Origin of the sequence: Streptomyces sp. CHD11, assembly GCF_018638295.1 — a bacterium.
In the GTDB taxonomy this organism is placed as follows: Bacteria; Actinomycetota; Actinomycetes; order Streptomycetales; family Streptomycetaceae; genus Streptomyces.
This window is the reverse complement of record NZ_JABTTS010000003.1, coordinates 212253-228032: the sequence shown is the minus strand read 5'-3', so window position 1 is coordinate 228032 and position 15780 is coordinate 212253. Positions and strand designations below refer to the sequence as shown.

The window sequence follows — 15780 nt, the reverse complement described above, 5'->3', positions numbered from 1 at the left end:
CGGTATTCGACCACGCGACCGGCCGCGAGCGGCGGACTGCGGGGCCACCGGAGACACCGCGCGAAGCGCTCGTCGCGCGGACCCGTGCCGTATGCCGCTCAGCGCAGGCTGTTGCGCAGCCGGGTGACGGCGGCCTGCAGGTCGTCGAAGGCCCGCTGCTCCTGGCGCGGAGTCGCCCGCGCCGTCGAGAAGACGCTCTCGCTCGCCGCGCGCGCCCGGGCGTAGGCGTCGAAGCGGACGACGACTTCGTCGATCAGGTCCTGCGGTCGGTAAGGGGGTTCACGGGACTCGTGCTGGCGCGGCATGGCGGTCATTCCGGGGGAGAGGGGACAGGGCCGAGTGCGCCGCGCAGGCGGGGGACACGGCGTACTCGTCGGGCGATCGGTCTGCGCAGGTTCACCTGGAGCTTCCGGACGGCACCGGACGCCGGCCAGGATTCCCGGCACACAGGGATGACCATAGGCAGTTCCTCCGGGCCGTGACCGGTCGGCAGGTCGGCAACCTTGCGGGCCGCCCGATTGCCGGGAGCAGGCAGCGTTGGGCGTGGCCGGCCGGCCGGACCGGGTGGCGCGGCACCCGGCAGGCCCGCTGCCGCGAACAGTCATCCCGCCGTAGGGTGACGTCCTGCCGGAAGCCGTGGAGCAGGAGCTGACCACTCCCCACCCCGTTCGCAGCAAAGCGGTGTCAGAGCTGTTCGCGCACCCATGTGGCATCGGGGTTGACCTGTGCCCGGCCCGCCACGACGACGGTCGGCACCGTCTCGTCACCGTCGTTGGCCGCCCTCACGACGGCCGCTCCCTCCGGGTCGCGCCAGATGTCCACCCAGTGCAGTCGCCGGGCACGGTGGCCCAGACGGAGGCGCAGCCGCAGGCAGTACGTGCAGCCCGGCCGCCAGTAGACGACCGGCCGGCCGTCGAGCGCGCTGCGCCGCTGTGCCTCCCGCGCGCTGGTCGAACGCGGGAAAACCAGCGGCGAGTTCACACATGCGAAGAGCGCGGATGCCGCGAGCAGCGCAGCCCCCGCGCCGTACGATCCGTCGAGCAGTGGAGCCGTGGCGGCGACCGCGCCACAGACCACCAGCACCGCCGGCAGTACCAGGCCCCGCCTCACGGCGGTTCCGGGCTGCCGAGGAGCCGGCTCATGACGACTCCCGGACCACCAGCTCCGTCGGCAGTGTCAACTGCTGCCGAGGCGCGCCGTGCTGGGTGATGTCGGTGAGGATCCGGGCCATGGTCCGGCCCAGTTCCTCCACCGGCTGACGCACCGTCGTCAGGGGCGGGTTGGTGTGCCGGGCGAGCACGGAGTCCTCGAAGCCCACCACGGCGACGTCACCGGGCACCCGCCGCTTCTGGCGGCGCAGTTCGGCCAGGGCGCCGAGCGCCATCAGGTCGGACGCGGCGAAGACGGCGTCCAGGTCCGGCGCGCGTTCAAGAAGCAAACGCATCGCACGGATGCCGCTCTCCTCGCTGAAGTCGCCCGCCTCGATGAGCAGTTCGTCCGCCGGCCGGCCCGCCTCCTGGTGGGCGACGCGCCACCCGGCGAGCCGGCTGCGGCCGACGTCCATGTCCTGCGGGCCGGCGATCGTCGCGACCCGTGTCCGGCCGCTCCCCAGCAGATGCCGGACCGCCTCGGTGGCCCCGCCGGCGTTGTCCGAGTCGACGTAACTCAGCTGCTCGCCCGCGTCACGGCGGCCGGCGAGCACGGTGGGCAGGCCCATGTCGTCCAGCATGCCGGGCAGCCGGTCGTCGCTGTGGACGGAGACCAGGAGCACGCCGTCCACCCGCCGCGTCGCCACCGACTCGGTGAGCTGGTCCCGTTCGGCCTGGTCACGCACCAGCATGAGCTGCAGCTGGGTCCGGCTCTCGGCGAGGGCGCCGCTGACACCGCGGATCAGCGCGGCGAAGAACGGTTCCGATCCCAGCCGGCTCTCCGATTCCGGGATCACCAGGGCCACGGCGTTGGTGCGGTTGGTCACCAGGCCCCGGGCGACCGAGTTGGGGACGTAGTTGAGCTCTTTTATCGCCGCCAGCACCCTGGCCCTCGCGTCGGCACTCACCAGGTCCGAACCGTTGACGACACGGGAGACCGTGGTGCGGCCGACGCCGGCCCGGGCGGCGACCGTCTTGATCGTGGGACGGCGGTTGCCGGTCATGTACTCCCCCCTCGGCGGCCGCGGCGGGGATGCCTGCCGCGGAGGTGACCAGCGGCAATTCTTGCAGACGCCGCCGCGGGCATCGCACCGTTCCCGGACCGGCCCCCGGGCTCCGTGTCCGGTTCGTGATGACAAGTTGTTTTCAAGTTATTGACAGATCCATCCATGAGCCAGGAGTCTTCGATGCGTGGTGGGAACGTGCCCACCGAGAAATGGGCACGTTCCCACTTCTACCAGAGCCGCTGTAGTCATCGCGAAACTCGTCACTCCGATGTGTCAGCGCCGTCGCTAGGAGGAGATCCATGGGCACTCTCGGTTCATTGCGTACGAAGGCGGTGGCGACAGCCGCTGCCGTCGGCGCGCTGACACTCGTCGTCGGCTGCAGCGGAGGCAGCGATTCGGCCACCGGCGGGAGCAAGAAGGACGGCAAGGTCACCATCACGATGGGCCTGTTCGGCGTGATGGGCATCAAGGAAACGGGACTCCTGGAGCAGTACGAGAAGGAGAACCCCGATGTCGAGATCAAGGCCGAGATCGCCGGTGACGAGCAGACGTACTACACCGCGCTGCAGACCAGGCTCGCCGCGGGCGACGGTCTGAAGGACATCCAGGGCATCGAGATCGGCCGGGCCAAGGAGATCACCGAGACCCAGTCCGACAAGTTCGCCGACTTCACCGGGACAGCGGGCACCGACCACTTCCTGCCCTGGAAGCAGTCCCAGATCAGCACCACGGACGGCAAGGTGCTGGGCCTGGGTACCGACATCGGCCCGATGGCCGTCTGCTACCGCAAGGACTACTTCGAGAAGGCCGGCCTGCCCACCGACCGCGAAGAGGTCGGCAAGCTGTGGGAAGGCGACTGGAACAAGTACGTCGAGGCCGGCCGCACCTTCAAGAAGGGCTACAAGGGGGGTGACGTGGCGTTCATGGACTCGGCCAGCGGCCTGTTCAACGCCATGGTCTACGGCCACTCCGAGCAGTACTACAACGAGAAGGGCGACCTGATCCACGACAAGAACCCGGTCGTCAAGGACGCCTGGGCCCTGTCCGCCGACGCCGGTGAGGAAGGGCTCACCGCCAAGCTGCGTCAGTTCCAGCCGGGTTGGGACCCGGGTCTGGCCAACGGCACGTTCGCGACCGCCGTGTGCCCGGCCTGGATGCTGAGCCACATCAGCGAGAAGGCCGGTGACGCGAACAAGGGCAAGTGGGACGTCGCCCCCGCGCCCAAGGGAGCCAACTGGGGCGGAGCCTTCCTCAGCGTGGTCGAGAAGAGCCCGGTGAAGGAAGAGGCCCAGAAGCTCGTCGCCTGGCTGACCGCGCCGGAGCAGCAGGCCCACATCTTCACGGAGATCGGCAACATCCCGTCCTCCCAGCAGGCGCTGGAGAGCGACGCGGTGAAGAACGCCAAGTCGGAGTACTTCAGCAACGCTCCGATCGGCCAGATCTTCGGCACTGCCGCGCAGGAGATCCCGGACAAGCAGGTCCTCGGCCGCAAGGACGGCACCATCAAGGACACCTTCTCGCAGGGCCTGGCCCTGATCGAGCAGGGGACCTCACGTGACGAGGCGTGGGACACCACCATGGAGCGTGTGGAGAAGGCGGTCGGCTGACCGGTCGCCCCTCGGTCGTCCGGGCCCGCCGCCTCCGGCAGGCGGGCCCGGACCCGGCTCATACATCCGCTCTCAGGAAGGAAGTCCGGTGGCCACCTCCACCACCAACGCCCCGGCCGGCGAGGAGCCGCCAGGCACGCCCCGTAAGACCGGAGGCGAGAAAACAGCCCGGCGGCGCAGCGCGCTGCTGCACCGACTGGACATCAAGGGCGCGCCGTTCGCGTTCATCGCGCCGTTCTTCATCATCTTCGCCGCCTTCAGTTTCTACCCCCTCGTCTACACTTCGTGGATCTCCCTGCACGACGTGGAACTCGCCACCCTCGACGTCATGGAGTGGGTGGCACTCGACAACTACGTCGAGCTCTGGGGTGACTCACGCTTCTGGAACGCGTTGCAGAACACCATCACCATCGGCGTCATCTCCACGGTGCCGCAGCTGATGATGGCCCTCGGCATGGCGCACCTGCTCAACTACCGCATGCGCGCGTCGCTGTTCTTCCGCGTCGCCTCGCTGGTCCCGTACGCCACCTCGGTCGCCGCCGCCGCGCTCGTCTTCACCATGATCTTCGAGCGTGACTTCGGCATGATCAACTGGGCTCTCGGCTCGGTCGGTATCGACCCGGTGAACTGGGAGGCCGACAAGTGGCCCGCCCAGGCGGCGATCTCCACCATCGTCATCTGGCGCTGGACCGGCTACAACGCCCTGCTCTACCTGGCCGCCATGCAGGCCATCCCCGCCGACCGGTACGAGGCCGCCTCCCTGGACGGCGCCTCACGGTGGCAGCAGTTCACGCACGTCACCATTCCCGGGATCCGCTCCACCATCGTCTTCACCATCGTGCTCTCCACGATCGGCGCCACCCAGCTGTTCGGTGAACCGCTGATCTTCGGCCAGGGCCCGAACGGCATCACCGGAGGCGCGGACAACCAGTACCAGACGCTGGGCCTGCTGCTGTACGAGGAGGGCTGGAAGAACTACCAGATGGGCCGCTCCGCGACCGTCGCCTGGGCGATGTTCATGCTGCTCGTCCTCGCCTTCGTGGTGCAGCGCCTGATCAAGCGCCTGCGTTCCCGCACGTCCTGACCTGGAGTCGTCATGACCACTCACAGCCTCCCGGTCCGGACGGAGACCCCGGACCAGACACCTCCCGAGAAGCCGGCCGGCGGCGGCCGCCGGCTGCTGCGCCAGCGCGCCGGCCGCCAGCACCACGCCGGCCCGCTCGCCTACGTCCTGCTCGCCATCATGGCGGTGCTGTCCATCTTCCCGCTGTACTGGACGATGGTGGCCGCCTCCACCGACAACACCCGCGTCAGCCAGACGCCACCACCCTTCCTGCCGGGCCCGAATCTGTTCAGTAACCTCGCCCGGGCCTGGGACGAGGCGGCCATGGGCAAGGCCATGATCAACAGCCTGATCGTGGCCACGGTGATCGCCCTGTCCACGGTGCTGTTCGCGACGCTGGCCGGGTTCGCCTTCGCCAAGCTGCGCTTCAAGGGCCGTAACGTCCTGCTGTTGCTGGTGATCGGCACCATGGCGGTGCCGCCGCAGCTCGGCGTCGTACCGCTGTTCATCATGATGGCCGAGCTCGGCTGGTCGCAGCAGCTGCCCGCCGTCATCTTCCCCACGCTGGTGAGCGCGGTCGGTGTGTTCTTCATGCGGCAGTACCTGTCCGAGGCGCTGCCCGACGAACTCGTCGAGGCCGGACGCGTGGACGGGGCGCACTCGCTGCGGATCTTCTGGAGCATCGTGCTGCCCGTCGCACGGCCCGCCATGGCGGTCCTGTTCATGATCACCTTTGTGCACGCGTGGAACGACTTCTTCTGGCCGTTCGTGGTGCTCGACATGACCAACCCGACGGTCCCCGTCGCCCTCACCCAGCTCAGCGCCGGCTATGTGCGCGACCAGTCACTGATCATGGCGGGCGCGCTGCTCGGCACGCTGCCGCTGCTGCTGATGTTCGTCGTCTTCGGCCGCCAGATCGTCAGCGGCATCATGGCGGGCGCCGTCAAGGGCTGACCACGCCACGCCCCCGGCCCGCACCACGCCCCACCAGGCATTCGCCTGCGAACCCCCCTCTCCCGAAAGGACTTACGTGGTCACCGCAGCTCAGCAGACCGCGTCCGCCCCGGACGCCGCCCGTTCCTTCCCCAAGGGCTTCCTCTGGGGCTCGGCCACCGCCTCCTACCAGATCGAGGGGGCGGCTGCCGAGGACGGCCGTACGCCCTCCATCTGGGACACCTACGCACGCACCCCCGGCCGGGTCCGCAACGGTGACACCGGTGACATCGCCACCGACCACTACCACCGCTGGCGCGAGGACGTCGCGCTGATGGCCGAACTCGGCCTGGAGGCCTACCGGTTCTCCCTCGCCTGGCCCCGCATCCAGCCCACCGGACGCGGCCCCGCCGTGCAGAAGGGCCTGGACTTCTACCGGCGTCTCGTCGACGACCTGCTGGACAAGGGCATCCAGCCCGTCGCCACCCTCTACCACTGGGACCTGCCCCAGGAGCTGGAGGACGCCGGCGGCTGGCCCGAGCGGGTCACGGCCGAGCGGTTCGCCGAGTACGCGGCCCTCGCCGCGGACGCCCTCGGCGACCGGGTGAAGACCTGGACGACCCTCAACGAGCCCTGGTGCAGCGCCTTCCTGGGCTACGGCTCCGGTGTCCACGCCCCCGGGCGCACCGACCCGGTCGCCGCCCTGCGCGCCGCCCACCACCTCAACCTGGGCCACGGTCTCGCCGTGCAGGCGCTGCGCGACCGCCTCCCGGCGGCCGCCCAGTGCTCGGTCACCCTCAACATCCACCACGTGCGGCCGCTCACCGACAGCGACGCCGACACGGACGCGGCCCGCCGGATCGACGCGCTCGCCAACCGGGTCTTCACCGGCCCGATGCTGCAGGGCGCGTACCCGGAGGACCTGTTCAAGGACACCGCGGAACTGACCGACTGGTCCTTCGTGCGCGACGGCGACCTCCAGCAGATCAACCAGCCGCTGGACTTCCTCGGCGTCAACTACTACACGCCCACCCTCGTCTCCGAGGCCGACGGCAGCGCCACCCACGCCTCGGACGGACACGGCAACAGCGCCCACACCCCCTGGCCGGGCGCCGACAGGGTCGCGTTCCACCAGCCGCCCGGCGAACGCACCGCGATGGGCTGGGCGGTCGACCCCACGGGCCTGTACGACCTGCTGCGCCGGCTCTCGTCCGACTTCCCCAAGCTGCCGCTGATCATCACGGAGAACGGCGCGGCGTTCGACGACTACGCCGACCCGTCCGGGAACGTCAACGACCCGGCCCGGATCGCCTATGTGCGGGATCACCTGGCGGCCGTCCACCAGGCCATCGTGGACGGTTCGGACGTGCGCGGCTACTTCCTGTGGTCGCTCCTGGACAACTTCGAGTGGGGTTACGGCTACAGCAAGCGCTTCGGCGCGGTCTACGTGGACTACCCGACCGGCACCCGCATCCCCAAGGCGAGCGCGCGCTGGTACTCCGAGGTCGTCCGCAGCGGGGTCCTGCCCGGCGCCTGACCCGCCGGGAGCGGTGCCCGTCTGCCTCCCCGGGCGGGCACGGCCCCGCAGGTCCGCCCCTGCTCCCCGCACACGCGGAGGGCGGGGGCGGACCCGTTCCCACGCCCGGGGCCGGCCCCGGACGGCCGTCGCGCCGCCCTGCGCTACGGAGCGTCCGTGGCCGGCGGGTCCGGGTCCGCCGGGGGGTCCAGCGCCGGCGGGGCGGGGGTGGGCACGACCTGGCTCGGTGCCGAGGTCACGGGCTCATGCGGGGACTCGGTGACCACCGGCGCCACCGGCGGACTGGGCGTGGGGGAGCGGCCGTCGCTCACCGGAGGCGGGGCGAGCGGCACCGTGGGAGAGACGGGCCTGTCGGCCTTCGACGCGTTCTGCAGGGGCAGGACGACCAGCGCTCCGGCGGCACAGACCAGTCCGACGCCGGCCACGGTACGGACCAGCCGGCGCCGCGCCGCGCCGCGCCGGATCGCCTCGAACCGGCCGGGCGGCGGGCCGAGGGAGTCGGAGGCGGGCCGCAGTATGACGGTGAGGGGGTCGTCGGCGCCGAACTCCGGATCCTCGTCAGGGCGTGTGATCAAGGGTTCTCCTCAAGTGGGCTCGGAGCAGTTCCCGGGCCGCGTGGAGATCGGCCTTGACGGTTCCCTCCTTGCGTCCGGTCACCGCGGACACCTCCCGGATCGGCATGTCAGCGTAGTAGTGCAGCAGGATCGGCACGCGCAGCCGTTCCGGCAGCGACTGCACGAGCAGGCGTACGGACGGATCCGACTGTTCGTTGTGCGGCCGGACGGCGGCCTCGGTGCCCACCCGGTGGACGGTCCGGCGCTCCCGCTCGAGTTTGCGCCAGTGGTCCCGTACCAGGTTGGCCGCGGTGACGTAGAGGAAGCCGCGGGGTTCCGCCACGGAGGTCCAGCGGGACCACAGCCTGGTGAACGCCTCCGAGGCGATCTCGTGGGCCGTCTCGTCGTCGTCGACCAGCCGGCGGCACCAGCCGGCGAGACGCGGATAGAGGGCAGCGAAGAGTTCGGACGCTGCCTGCTCGCGGGACCGTTTCAACGCTCTCCATGGTCGTGGCGGCACCGATGGCGTCGTACCGCTCGCGGAAGGGGCCCCGGGCCGCCGGCACGGGACCGGCGGCCCGGGACCCCGGTGACGGGTCAGGCGATCGCGGCGCGCAAGGTGGCGAACACGATCACGTTGTCGCGGTACTCGTCCCCGACACGCGGGCCGCCGCAGGTGATGAGCCGCAGCTCCGCACGGTCGACGTCCCCGTAGACCTCCTCGGTCGGGAAGTCGGCCTTGGCGACCGTCCGGACCGAGCCGACGGCGAACTCCGCCGCGGTGCCGTTCTCCAGGTGTGCCACGATCCGCTCACCCCGGCGCAACCGCGCGAGATGGCGGAAGACGCCGTCCCCGTGGTCGCCGACCGTGACGTGGCCGAGGATCACCGACGGACCGCGCTGGCCGGGCGTCGGTGAGTGCCGGTACCAGCCCGCCCGGTCGTCGGCCGTGAGCGGAGGCACCTCGACCGTGTGGTCCGGGGCCAGCCCCAGCCTCATGACCGGGGTGTCCACCGCGATGGCCGGAATCTCGAGCCGGACCGGAACCGAACGCCGCAGGGCGCGCGCCGGCTTCGCGGACGACCGCCCGGCCGGCTCCGTGCTCCGCGGACGCCCGTCGGCCCCGCCGCCGGTCCGGTGCCCGCCGCCGCAGCCGGCCAGGAGGGCCCCCGCGGCCGCGGTGGCGAAGGCACGCCTGGAGAGCGGGGTCATTCCGCTGTCGCCCGCCGACGCCGAACGAGGAAGACCGCCGCACCCCCGCCGGCGAGCACCGCGGCGGCACCCCCGCCGATCAGCGCGCCGTCGCCGCCGGACTCCGCCGACGCCGGAGCGGTACCGGTGTCGGGCGCGCCCCTGGGTACGACGGTGACTCCGCCGGCGTCCTCCGCCGGGGCCGGCTCACCGTCCTCCGGGGCCGCTTCCTGGGCCGGGGTCGGCGTCGCGCTCTCCGCCACCTTGGTGTCGGGAACGGGGGAGGGGTCGTCGGCGAACGCGGGCATCGCGCTCGCCAGTACGGCTGTGCACGCGAGTGCCGCGGCACTCAGGACGGTTCGGCGCATGAATCGCTCTCTTTCCTCGGTCCGCCCGCACGTGATCCGGCGGGCTGGGTGATGGATCGTGCGGAGAGACGATGCGGGGACGGACCGCGTTGCAAAGAAAGAGTAAAGACGCGTTCGAGGTGTCCCGACGGGCCCTCAATCGAGGATGGCGGTCGCCTCCACCTCGACCAGCACGTCGGGCTCGAAGAGGTAGTCGACCCCGATCAGTGACGACGGGGGGAGCGGCACCGGCAGTCCGATCTCCTGTGCCACCTGCTCGACCCCCGCCATGAAGTCACCGATCTTCTCGGGGGCCCAGTCGGTGACATAGAACGTCAGGCGCAGCACGTCGTCGAACGACGCGCCCGCTCCCGCGAGGCCCGTGGCGGTGTTCCGCAGTGCGTGCGCGACCTGCCCGGCCAGGTCGCCCGGGGCGACGGGGGACCCGTCCGCGGTACGGGCCACCTGGCCGCTCACATGGACGTGACGGGTGCCGGTGCCGACGGCGACATGCGCGTACGGCGTGGGGCGCATCATGCCTTCGGGGGTGAAACGACGGACGGACACAGGAGTCTCCTCGGTTGGTGCTTGCAGGTATACATTTGATATCTGGTGGACGCAGGACACTTCAAGGAGACCAAGTATCGTGACGGATACCGACGACAGACACGACGGCGCGCTCGAGGTCGCGCCACCGCACCGGGAACTGCTCGACCAGGTGCTGGACAAGTGGTCGCTGAGTGTTCTGGGTGAACTCTGTGAACGGCCCTGCCGTTTCAACGACCTGCGCCGCGCCATTCCGGCCGTGACGCAGAAGTCGCTCACCGCGACCCTGCGGCGGCTCGAGCGCAACGGGATCGTCGAACGCGTGCTCCTCAGTTCCCGCCCCGTCGCGGTCGAGTACCGGATCACCCCGCTGGGCAAGACCATGCGGCCGCCGGTCGAGGTACTGCTGGAATGGGCGGCCGCCCACCTGCCCGAGATCGAACGAGCCCGCCGCGCCTTCGACCTGGAGTGAACGCGCATGGGTGCCCCGCCCGGGACCCGGTCGGCCGGCCTCGGTGTGACGTGGGAGGCAGGCGACGCCTCACGGCTCTGATCGGCGTTCCGCCGAACTGCGCCTCGTGTGCGGGCGTTCGGGCGATCCGGTCGCCGTTCGGCTGACAGAATCGACGTACACGGGCAGCGCTTCGACGGGAGTGGGACGTATGGGGTCAGTACAGGACGGGGCAACCCGGTCGACGGAGACGGCTGTTCCGGCGGGGCGGACCCGGTGGGGGCTGTTCGCGCTGATCCTCGGGGCGCCGGCGCTGCTCGTGTTCGCTCTGCTGTTCACCCTGCTGCTCTGGGTGCTGGTCAGCTGACGCCTCCGGGTTCGCGGCACCTTCCACGCTTGACCTGAACCGGACTTGAGGTCCTACGTTCACCGCAGGGCCGCGGAACCGACCGCCGGCGCCGTTCCGAGGAGGTTCACCATGGGCGGGCGCACAGCGCACACCGAGATCCCCGACCGCTACCGGCATGCCGTGATCCCGCACATCATGGTCGACGACGCCGCCGCGGCGATCGGCTTCTACCAGCGGGCGTTCGGCGCCCACGAGGACTTCAGGGTCGATGCTCCGGGCGGCGGGGTCCTGCACGCCGAGATCACCGTCGGCCGGTCGGTGCTGATGCTGGGGGACGCCAGTACCGACGAGGCGGAGGCCGGCGCCTTCGCCGCCCCGGTCTCCCTCGGCGGGGGGACCTCCGTCGCGCTGCATGTCTTCGTGCCGGACGTCGACCGTCTGGCGGAGCGGGCGGCGGCCGCCGGGGCGGAGATCCTCCAGCCGCCGACGGACATGTTCCACGGGGACCGCACCGTCATCCTCAGGGATCCTTCGGGCCACATGTGGGTCTTCCTGACCCATCTGGAGGATGTGACGGAGGAGGAACTCCGGCGCCGCCTGGCCGCCGCGGGATGACCTCACCTCACCTGGGCGACCGCACCGCACCCGGCCGGCTCGGCCGGCCCGGTCCCTCCCGGGTCGGCGGACCGCTGAGTGGCTGGTGCGGCAGCCGGGCGGCCGGTGCCGGTCGGGGGCCGGCAGCCCTCGACGACTTCGGCGATCCGGCCGCCGCGCCCCTGTTCAGGCCACCGTCCGGTCGGCGACGGGAGAAATGCCCAGCCGCTCGGCAACCGTGCCGAGCGCGTCTCCCAGGGGGAGCGCGACCCGGCTGAGGGCGTGGCGGTCGCCGCGGGTGGGGTCCCGGTTGACGATCAGTACCGGTGTGCCGGCCAAGGCGGCCTGGCGGACGAACCTCAGCCCGGACATCACGGTCAGCGAGGACCCGAGGACGAGCAGCGCGGACGCCTCGCTGACCAGGGCGCGGCAGTGCTCGACCCGCTGCGGCGGTACGTTCTCACCGAAGAACACCACATCCGGTTTGAGGATGCCGCCGCACACCGTGCAGGGCACCACCCGGAAGTCCCCGACCTGCTCGTCGCTGAGGTCGGCGTCACCGTCCGGGTTGATCCCGGCGGCCACGGGCGCGAAGCCCGCGTTGGCCTCCTCCAGCCGCGCCGCCAGTTCGGCGCGCGGGCTCAGGGCGCCGCAGGAGAGGCAGACGACCCGCTCCAGGCCACCGTGGAGTTCCACGACGCCCTGGCTGCCCGCGGCCTGGTGCAGACCGTCGACGTTCTGGGTGATCACGCCCGAGAGCAGGCCGTGCCGCTCGAAGGCGGCCACGGCCCGGTGTCCGGAATTCGGCCGGGCGCGGACGAAGGTGCGCCGGCCGAGGTGGCTGCGCGCCCAGTACCGGCGCCGGGCCCGGTCGCTGCCGGTGAAGTCCTGGTAGGTCATCGGCGTGTGGCGGGTCAGGCTCCCGCCCTCGCCCCGGTAGTCGGGGATGCCCGACTCGGTGGAGATACCCGCCCCGGTCAATACCAGCACACCGCCGGGGCGCAGCGCGTCGGCGACCGGTTCCAGGTCCGTGGTGCCCGGCGGCAGGCCGTCGGCGGGGGTCCAGCTCAACGTGGGGCGCATGCGCATGCAGCCAGGGTACGGAACCCGGCCCCCACCCGGCCGGACGCGTCGCTTCTCCCCGCGCAGGAGGCCGGGGCCGGCCAGAGGGTTCGCGGGCCGGGTGCGCGGTACCGGCTCACCTGCCGCCGGTCGGTGGCGGAGGGGCATGCGGGAGGACCGGACGGGTGGCGCGCCGGCGTGATCGGCCGACGCGTGCGCGCGGTGGGCGGCGGTCCCGGGGACGGGGTGGCCGTCCCCGGGAGCCGCCCGGCCCGGTGGTCAGCCGCCGACGTTGACGTCGATACAGGCGTAGAACGCGTTGGTGGTGTCGGCCACGTTCCAGACGGCGAGGACCTTCTGCTGTCCGGTGAGACCGCCGAAGTCGACCTGGTGGTTCACCACCTCCCCGGGTTTGGCTCCGCCGTCGTCGAACAGCGCGATCCGCTGACCGCCGGCGTAGTACTCCCAGGTGCTGGTCGCGTGCTGGGCCGTGAGCCGCCAGGAGAACGTCGTGTTCCGGGCGACGGGCGTGACCGTCCAGCCCCGGCTGTCGTCGTCCAGTTCGTCGAAGCGGCTGTTGCCACCGCTGCAACTGGTCAGTCCCTTGGGCCCTTCGACGCTCTGCGGTTCGTAGGTGATGTCCCCGCAGGAGACGGTGCCCGCGGCACACTGGGCCTGACGGCTGGGCGGATCGGAGATGTAGCCGTGCGCGCTCGCCGACGAGGCGGGCAGAGCGACGGCGACCACGGGGGCGAGAGCCGCGCCGATCAGCGCGGCGGTCTTCTTGCTGGTACGCATGGGGAACTCCTTCACATCGGATCGTCCCCGGGCGCGCGTGGTCGTGGGTCATGGGTGGGGGACCGCACGCGGCGGGTCGACCGCTCGTGGGTGGGGCCAAGAGGCGCGAAGGTGGCGCGCTCTCACCGTCCTCGCGGGGAAGTGGTCGGGGTCCGCGCAGGTCAACTCCGGAAGCGGAGCGGTGAGTTCTGTTGGCCTAGACCATACAAGCGGTAGGCGTGAACGTGTCAAGAGTGGGGCGTGGCCGCACGGGCGTGGATGCCGGGCGGTGGTCAGCGGCCGGTCGCGCCGTCGATGAGTTCACGGAGGATGTCCGCCTGGCCGGCGTGACGTCCGGTCTCCTCGATCATGTGGGTGAGTGCCCAGCGCACGCTGGGGGCAGCACGGTGGGGCCGGGGGCGCGGCACGGGCGAGGCGAGATCGGCGCACTCGTCGAGCACCTCGTCGGCCCGGGCGACCGCCTCACGGTAGCGGGCGACGACATCCGCCACACCGTCCTCGGGGGAGACGTGGAAGGTTCCCTGCCAGTCGGCGACCCGGTCACCGAGGAACGTCGCCCGCTCGACGGCCGTGAGGTGGTGGAGCAGACCGAGCAGGTTGGTGCCCGACGGCACTCCAGGGGTGCGGACCTGCGGTTCGGGGGCGCTCTCGACCTTCGTGGCGACCGACTCGCGGAGGTAGTCGAGGAACCCGCGAAGGACTTCCGCCTCGCTGTGTCCCGTGCGGGGCGGCGGGGTGTCCTTGCGGCTTCTGCGGGGTGGGGCGGGAGGCATGGGGTCTCCTCGTGGAGCGGCGCGGGATCAGGCGGTGCGGAGGACGAGCAGTACGTGGTCGGTGACCTCGGCGGTCTGCCCGTCCGGTCCGGTCGCGTTCCTGGTGTGGGCCCCGGCCCTCTCCACCGTCCACGTCCGCGGGTCCAGGGCCATGTCCGCGGCGACCTCCCGCGCGGTGGGGTACCGGACTCCGGGATCCCGACTCCACGACCACGGGGCGGTCGAGCCGTGGTCGACGACCAGCAGACGGCCGCCCGGCCGCAGGCTGTGTGCCGCCGACCGCAACACGCCTGCCCGGTCCAGGTCGAGGGGAGTGTGCAGGTAGTGGACGGACACGAGGTCGAACAGGCCGTCCGGGAAGGACACGCGCAGATCGTGCCGCCGGGCGCTGATCCGGCCGTCCACGCCCTGGGCGACCGCAAGCCGGGTGAGGCGCTCGACCGCCACGGACGACACGTCGACGGCGGTCACCTGCCAGCCCTGGCGGGCGAGCCACAACGCGTCGCCACCGGCGCCGCACCCTAGGTCCAGCACCTCGCCGGCCGGCAGCCCTGCGACCGTTTCGGTGAGACGTGCGTTCGGCCGTGGATCGGCGACCGTCGGACGGTTCGTGTGGACGCCGTCCCAGAACCTGGCCGCATCGGTGGTACTCATCAGGGGCTCCTTCTGCCGGGAACCCGGATTCTTCCGCAGCCCTGCGCGTTCCGGCACGCCATCATGCCGGAACGGCAAGACGGACCCGGGCCGCTGCCGGAGGGCGCTGCCGCTCCGACGCCCCGGGCCGAGGCGGTGCGGCCGACCTGGCGGGCGCCGTCAGGCGCGGCGGGCGCGGATCATGAGAGCCGCTCCCGCGGCCACGGCGAGCACCGCCGTGCCGCCGAGTACCGCGCTCTGCGTGGCCGCACCGGTGGCGGCGAGGGCGGGCCGTGCGTCGTGCGCGGCCCGCAGGATCAGGTCGGTGACCTCGTCCGGGTCGGTCTCCAGCACGGCGTGCGGGGCGTCGATCTCGACGGTCGTGGAACCGGCCCGCTCGGCCATGAACCGCAGGTTGTCCGTGCCGATCGTGCGGTCGTCGGTGGGGACGAGCGCCCAGGACGGAATGGTCTTCCACGCCGCGGCCCTGCCCGGTTCGCTGCCCGAGAGGGCGGTCGCGGGCCGCTGCGAGGCAGCCAGTACGCGTGCGCGGCTCTTCTCGAGACGGTCACTCAGGAAGACGTCGCTGAACTTGTCCGGCTTGAGGTACAGGTCGACGTTCGCGGCGTCGCCGCCGAGCGGGACGGCGTCCAGGGCGGTGGGGACGGGGGCCGTGGGGTCGTCCGTCACACGGCTGCCGGGGTACTTGGCCGCCAGTTCGAACGCGGACTCGCCCTCGGCGGGAGCGAATCCGGCGATGTAGACGAGGGACTCGACGTTCGGGTTGCCGGCCGCGGCGTTGGTGATGACAGCGCCGCCGTAGGAGTGGGCGGCGAGGACGATCGGTCCCTCGATCGCCTCGAGCCGGGCAGCGAGGTACTCGGAGTCGCCGGACAGGCTGCGCAGCGGGTTGGCGGTGGCCACTACCGGATAGCCCTGTGCCTGGAGGCTCTCGACGACTTCGTTCCAGCCCGAGGAGTCCGCCCAGTAGCCGTGCACGAGTACGACGGTCGGCTTGGCGCTCCGCTGCGGCTCGGCCGCCTCCCCGTTCTCGGAGGCCGGCGAGGGGCCGGCGGCTATCAGAGCGGTGGCCGGGAGGAGGAGAGCCAGGGAGAGCGTCCGCCGGGTGGCGCTGTGCCGTGTGCGCTTCATCGTCACTCTTTCGTGGAGGGGAATGACTGATGAGA

The 15780-nt window shown here is 71.4% G+C and carries 20 protein-coding genes; 7 read left to right on the top strand and 13 right to left on the bottom strand.

Features of this window, described 5'->3' with window-relative positions; genetic code table 11:
• Window positions 1-98 precede the first annotated feature (98 nt).
• The 3 genes from HTV45_RS04630 to HTV45_RS04620 all read right to left on the bottom strand — a co-directional run bounded on the left by HTV45_RS04630 (window position 99) and on the right by HTV45_RS04620 (window position 2152).
• Window positions 99-314, bottom strand: coding sequence for a hypothetical protein (locus HTV45_RS04630; RefSeq protein ID WP_215204489.1), 216 nt, complete (start codon window positions 312-314; stop codon window positions 99-101).
• A gap of 370 nt (window positions 315-684) precedes the next feature.
• Entirely contained in the window at window positions 685-1110 is a 426-nt protein-coding gene (locus HTV45_RS04625; protein WP_215204286.1) for a glutaredoxin domain-containing protein, read from the bottom strand.
• A 28-nt stretch (window positions 1111-1138) separates the two neighbouring features.
• On the bottom strand, window positions 1139-2152 hold the full coding sequence (locus HTV45_RS04620) for a LacI family DNA-binding transcriptional regulator (RefSeq protein WP_215204285.1): 1014 nt from the start codon (window positions 2150-2152) through the stop codon (window positions 1139-1141).
• 302 nt (window positions 2153-2454) lie between these two features.
• On the opposite strand from HTV45_RS04620, the gene HTV45_RS04615 reads away from it, so the two are divergent.
• The 4 genes from HTV45_RS04615 (at window position 2455) to HTV45_RS04600 (ending at window position 7295) form a co-directional block, all read left to right on the top strand.
• Window positions 2455-3762 carry an ABC transporter substrate-binding protein gene (locus HTV45_RS04615; RefSeq protein WP_215204284.1) on the top strand — a complete coding sequence of 436 codons (1308 nt, stop codon included), beginning with the start codon at window positions 2455-2457 and terminating at the stop codon, window positions 3760-3762.
• Window positions 3763-3850: 88 nt separating this feature from the next.
• Window positions 3851-4846 (top strand): carbohydrate ABC transporter permease, encoded by a 996-nt coding sequence (locus HTV45_RS04610; protein WP_215204283.1) that lies wholly within the window; start codon window positions 3851-3853, stop codon window positions 4844-4846.
• A 12-nt stretch (window positions 4847-4858) separates the two neighbouring features.
• A complete protein-coding gene (locus tag HTV45_RS04605; RefSeq protein ID WP_215204282.1) occupies window positions 4859-5779 on the top strand; it encodes a carbohydrate ABC transporter permease in 921 nt (306 codons plus the stop codon).
• Window positions 5780-5855: 76 nt separating this feature from the next.
• Window positions 5856-7295 (top strand): GH1 family beta-glucosidase, encoded by a 1440-nt coding sequence (locus HTV45_RS04600; RefSeq protein WP_215204281.1) that lies wholly within the window; start codon window positions 5856-5858, stop codon window positions 7293-7295.
• Window positions 7296-7438: 143 nt separating this feature from the next.
• Here the strand turns inward: HTV45_RS04600 and HTV45_RS04595 are convergent, their stop codons facing one another.
• The 5 genes from HTV45_RS04595 to HTV45_RS04575 form a co-directional block, all read right to left on the bottom strand.
• Window positions 7439-7870 (bottom strand): hypothetical protein, encoded by a 432-nt coding sequence (locus HTV45_RS04595; RefSeq protein WP_215204280.1) that lies wholly within the window; start codon window positions 7868-7870, stop codon window positions 7439-7441.
• The gene (locus HTV45_RS04590; protein WP_215204279.1) at window positions 7854-8345 is read right to left on the bottom strand and encodes an RNA polymerase sigma factor; all 492 of its coding nucleotides are present in this window, start codon (window positions 8343-8345) and stop codon (window positions 7854-7856) included. Before HTV45_RS04590 ends, HTV45_RS04595 begins: the two co-directional genes overlap by 17 nt.
• 101 nt (window positions 8346-8446) lie before the next feature.
• A complete protein-coding gene (locus tag HTV45_RS04585; RefSeq protein ID WP_215204278.1) occupies window positions 8447-9061 on the bottom strand; it encodes a class F sortase in 615 nt (204 codons plus the stop codon).
• A complete protein-coding gene (locus HTV45_RS04580; RefSeq protein ID WP_215204277.1) occupies window positions 9058-9408 on the bottom strand; it encodes a hypothetical protein in 351 nt (116 codons plus the stop codon). Before HTV45_RS04580 ends, HTV45_RS04585 begins: the two co-directional genes overlap by 4 nt.
• Before the next feature lie 135 nt (window positions 9409-9543).
• Window positions 9544-9954 (bottom strand): RidA family protein, encoded by a 411-nt coding sequence (locus HTV45_RS04575; RefSeq protein ID WP_215204276.1) that lies wholly within the window; start codon window positions 9952-9954, stop codon window positions 9544-9546.
• Window positions 9955-10033: 79 nt separating this feature from the next.
• Between HTV45_RS04575 and HTV45_RS04570 the strand changes: the two genes are divergently transcribed.
• The 3 genes from HTV45_RS04570 to HTV45_RS04560 all read left to right on the top strand — a co-directional run bounded on the left by HTV45_RS04570 (window position 10034) and on the right by HTV45_RS04560 (window position 11348).
• Window positions 10034-10405 (top strand): helix-turn-helix domain-containing protein, encoded by a 372-nt coding sequence (locus tag HTV45_RS04570; protein ID WP_215204275.1) that lies wholly within the window; start codon window positions 10034-10036, stop codon window positions 10403-10405.
• A gap of 190 nt (window positions 10406-10595) precedes the next feature.
• Complete coding sequence (locus HTV45_RS04565) at window positions 10596-10751, top strand: hypothetical protein (RefSeq protein WP_215204274.1); 156 nt, start codon at window positions 10596-10598, stop codon at window positions 10749-10751.
• A 111-nt stretch (window positions 10752-10862) separates the two neighbouring features.
• The gene (locus tag HTV45_RS04560; protein WP_215204273.1) at window positions 10863-11348 is read left to right on the top strand and encodes a VOC family protein; all 486 of its coding nucleotides are present in this window, start codon (window positions 10863-10865) and stop codon (window positions 11346-11348) included.
• 165 nt (window positions 11349-11513) lie between these two features.
• Here HTV45_RS04560 and HTV45_RS04555 read toward each other — a convergent pair whose 3' ends face one another.
• The 5 genes from HTV45_RS04555 to HTV45_RS04535 all read right to left on the bottom strand — a co-directional run bounded on the left by HTV45_RS04555 (window position 11514) and on the right by HTV45_RS04535 (window position 15745).
• Complete coding sequence (locus HTV45_RS04555; RefSeq protein WP_215204272.1) at window positions 11514-12416, bottom strand: NAD-dependent protein deacetylase; 903 nt, start codon at window positions 12414-12416, stop codon at window positions 11514-11516.
• A 252-nt stretch (window positions 12417-12668) separates the two neighbouring features.
• The gene (locus HTV45_RS04550) at window positions 12669-13187 is read right to left on the bottom strand and encodes a lytic polysaccharide monooxygenase auxiliary activity family 9 protein (protein ID WP_215204271.1); all 519 of its coding nucleotides are present in this window, start codon (window positions 13185-13187) and stop codon (window positions 12669-12671) included.
• Window positions 13188-13459: 272 nt separating this feature from the next.
• Window positions 13460-13960: a DinB family protein gene (locus HTV45_RS04545; RefSeq protein WP_215204270.1), complete on the bottom strand. Its 501-nt coding sequence runs from the start codon at window positions 13958-13960 to the stop codon at window positions 13460-13462.
• Between the two features lie 27 nt (window positions 13961-13987).
• Window positions 13988-14614, bottom strand: a complete 627-nt coding sequence (locus HTV45_RS04540; protein WP_215204269.1) for a cyclopropane-fatty-acyl-phospholipid synthase family protein — start codon at window positions 14612-14614, stop codon at window positions 13988-13990.
• A gap of 159 nt (window positions 14615-14773) precedes the next feature.
• The gene (locus tag HTV45_RS04535) at window positions 14774-15745 is read right to left on the bottom strand and encodes an alpha/beta fold hydrolase (protein ID WP_215204268.1); all 972 of its coding nucleotides are present in this window, start codon (window positions 15743-15745) and stop codon (window positions 14774-14776) included.
• Window positions 15746-15780 lie beyond the last annotated feature (35 nt).

Coding starts and splice junctions, on each gene's coding strand:
- HTV45_RS04615 (WP_215204284.1), top strand. CDS start 2,455: ATGGGCACTCTCGGTTCATTGCGTACGAAGGCGGTGGCGACAGCCGCT.
- HTV45_RS04545 (WP_215204270.1), bottom strand. CDS start 13,960: ATGCCTCCCGCCCCACCCCGCAGAAGCCGCAAGGACACCCCGCCGCCC.
- HTV45_RS04580 (WP_215204277.1), bottom strand. CDS start 9,408: ATGCGCCGAACCGTCCTGAGTGCCGCGGCACTCGCGTGCACAGCCGTA.
- HTV45_RS04585 (WP_215204278.1), bottom strand. CDS start 9,061: ATGACCCCGCTCTCCAGGCGTGCCTTCGCCACCGCGGCCGCGGGGGCC.
- HTV45_RS04630 (WP_215204489.1), bottom strand. CDS start 314: ATGACCGCCATGCCGCGCCAGCACGAGTCCCGTGAACCCCCTTACCGA.
- HTV45_RS04560 (WP_215204273.1), top strand. CDS start 10,863: ATGGGCGGGCGCACAGCGCACACCGAGATCCCCGACCGCTACCGGCAT.
- HTV45_RS04555 (WP_215204272.1), bottom strand. CDS start 12,416: ATGCGCATGCGCCCCACGTTGAGCTGGACCCCCGCCGACGGCCTGCCG.
- HTV45_RS04605 (WP_215204282.1), top strand. CDS start 4,859: ATGACCACTCACAGCCTCCCGGTCCGGACGGAGACCCCGGACCAGACA.
- HTV45_RS04620 (WP_215204285.1), bottom strand. CDS start 2,152: ATGACCGGCAACCGCCGTCCCACGATCAAGACGGTCGCCGCCCGGGCC.
- HTV45_RS04540 (WP_215204269.1), bottom strand. CDS start 14,614: ATGAGTACCACCGATGCGGCCAGGTTCTGGGACGGCGTCCACACGAAC.
- HTV45_RS04535 (WP_215204268.1), bottom strand. CDS start 15,745: ATGAAGCGCACACGGCACAGCGCCACCCGGCGGACGCTCTCCCTGGCT.
- HTV45_RS04550 (WP_215204271.1), bottom strand. CDS start 13,187: ATGCGTACCAGCAAGAAGACCGCCGCGCTGATCGGCGCGGCTCTCGCC.
- HTV45_RS04565 (WP_215204274.1), top strand. CDS start 10,596: ATGGGGTCAGTACAGGACGGGGCAACCCGGTCGACGGAGACGGCTGTT.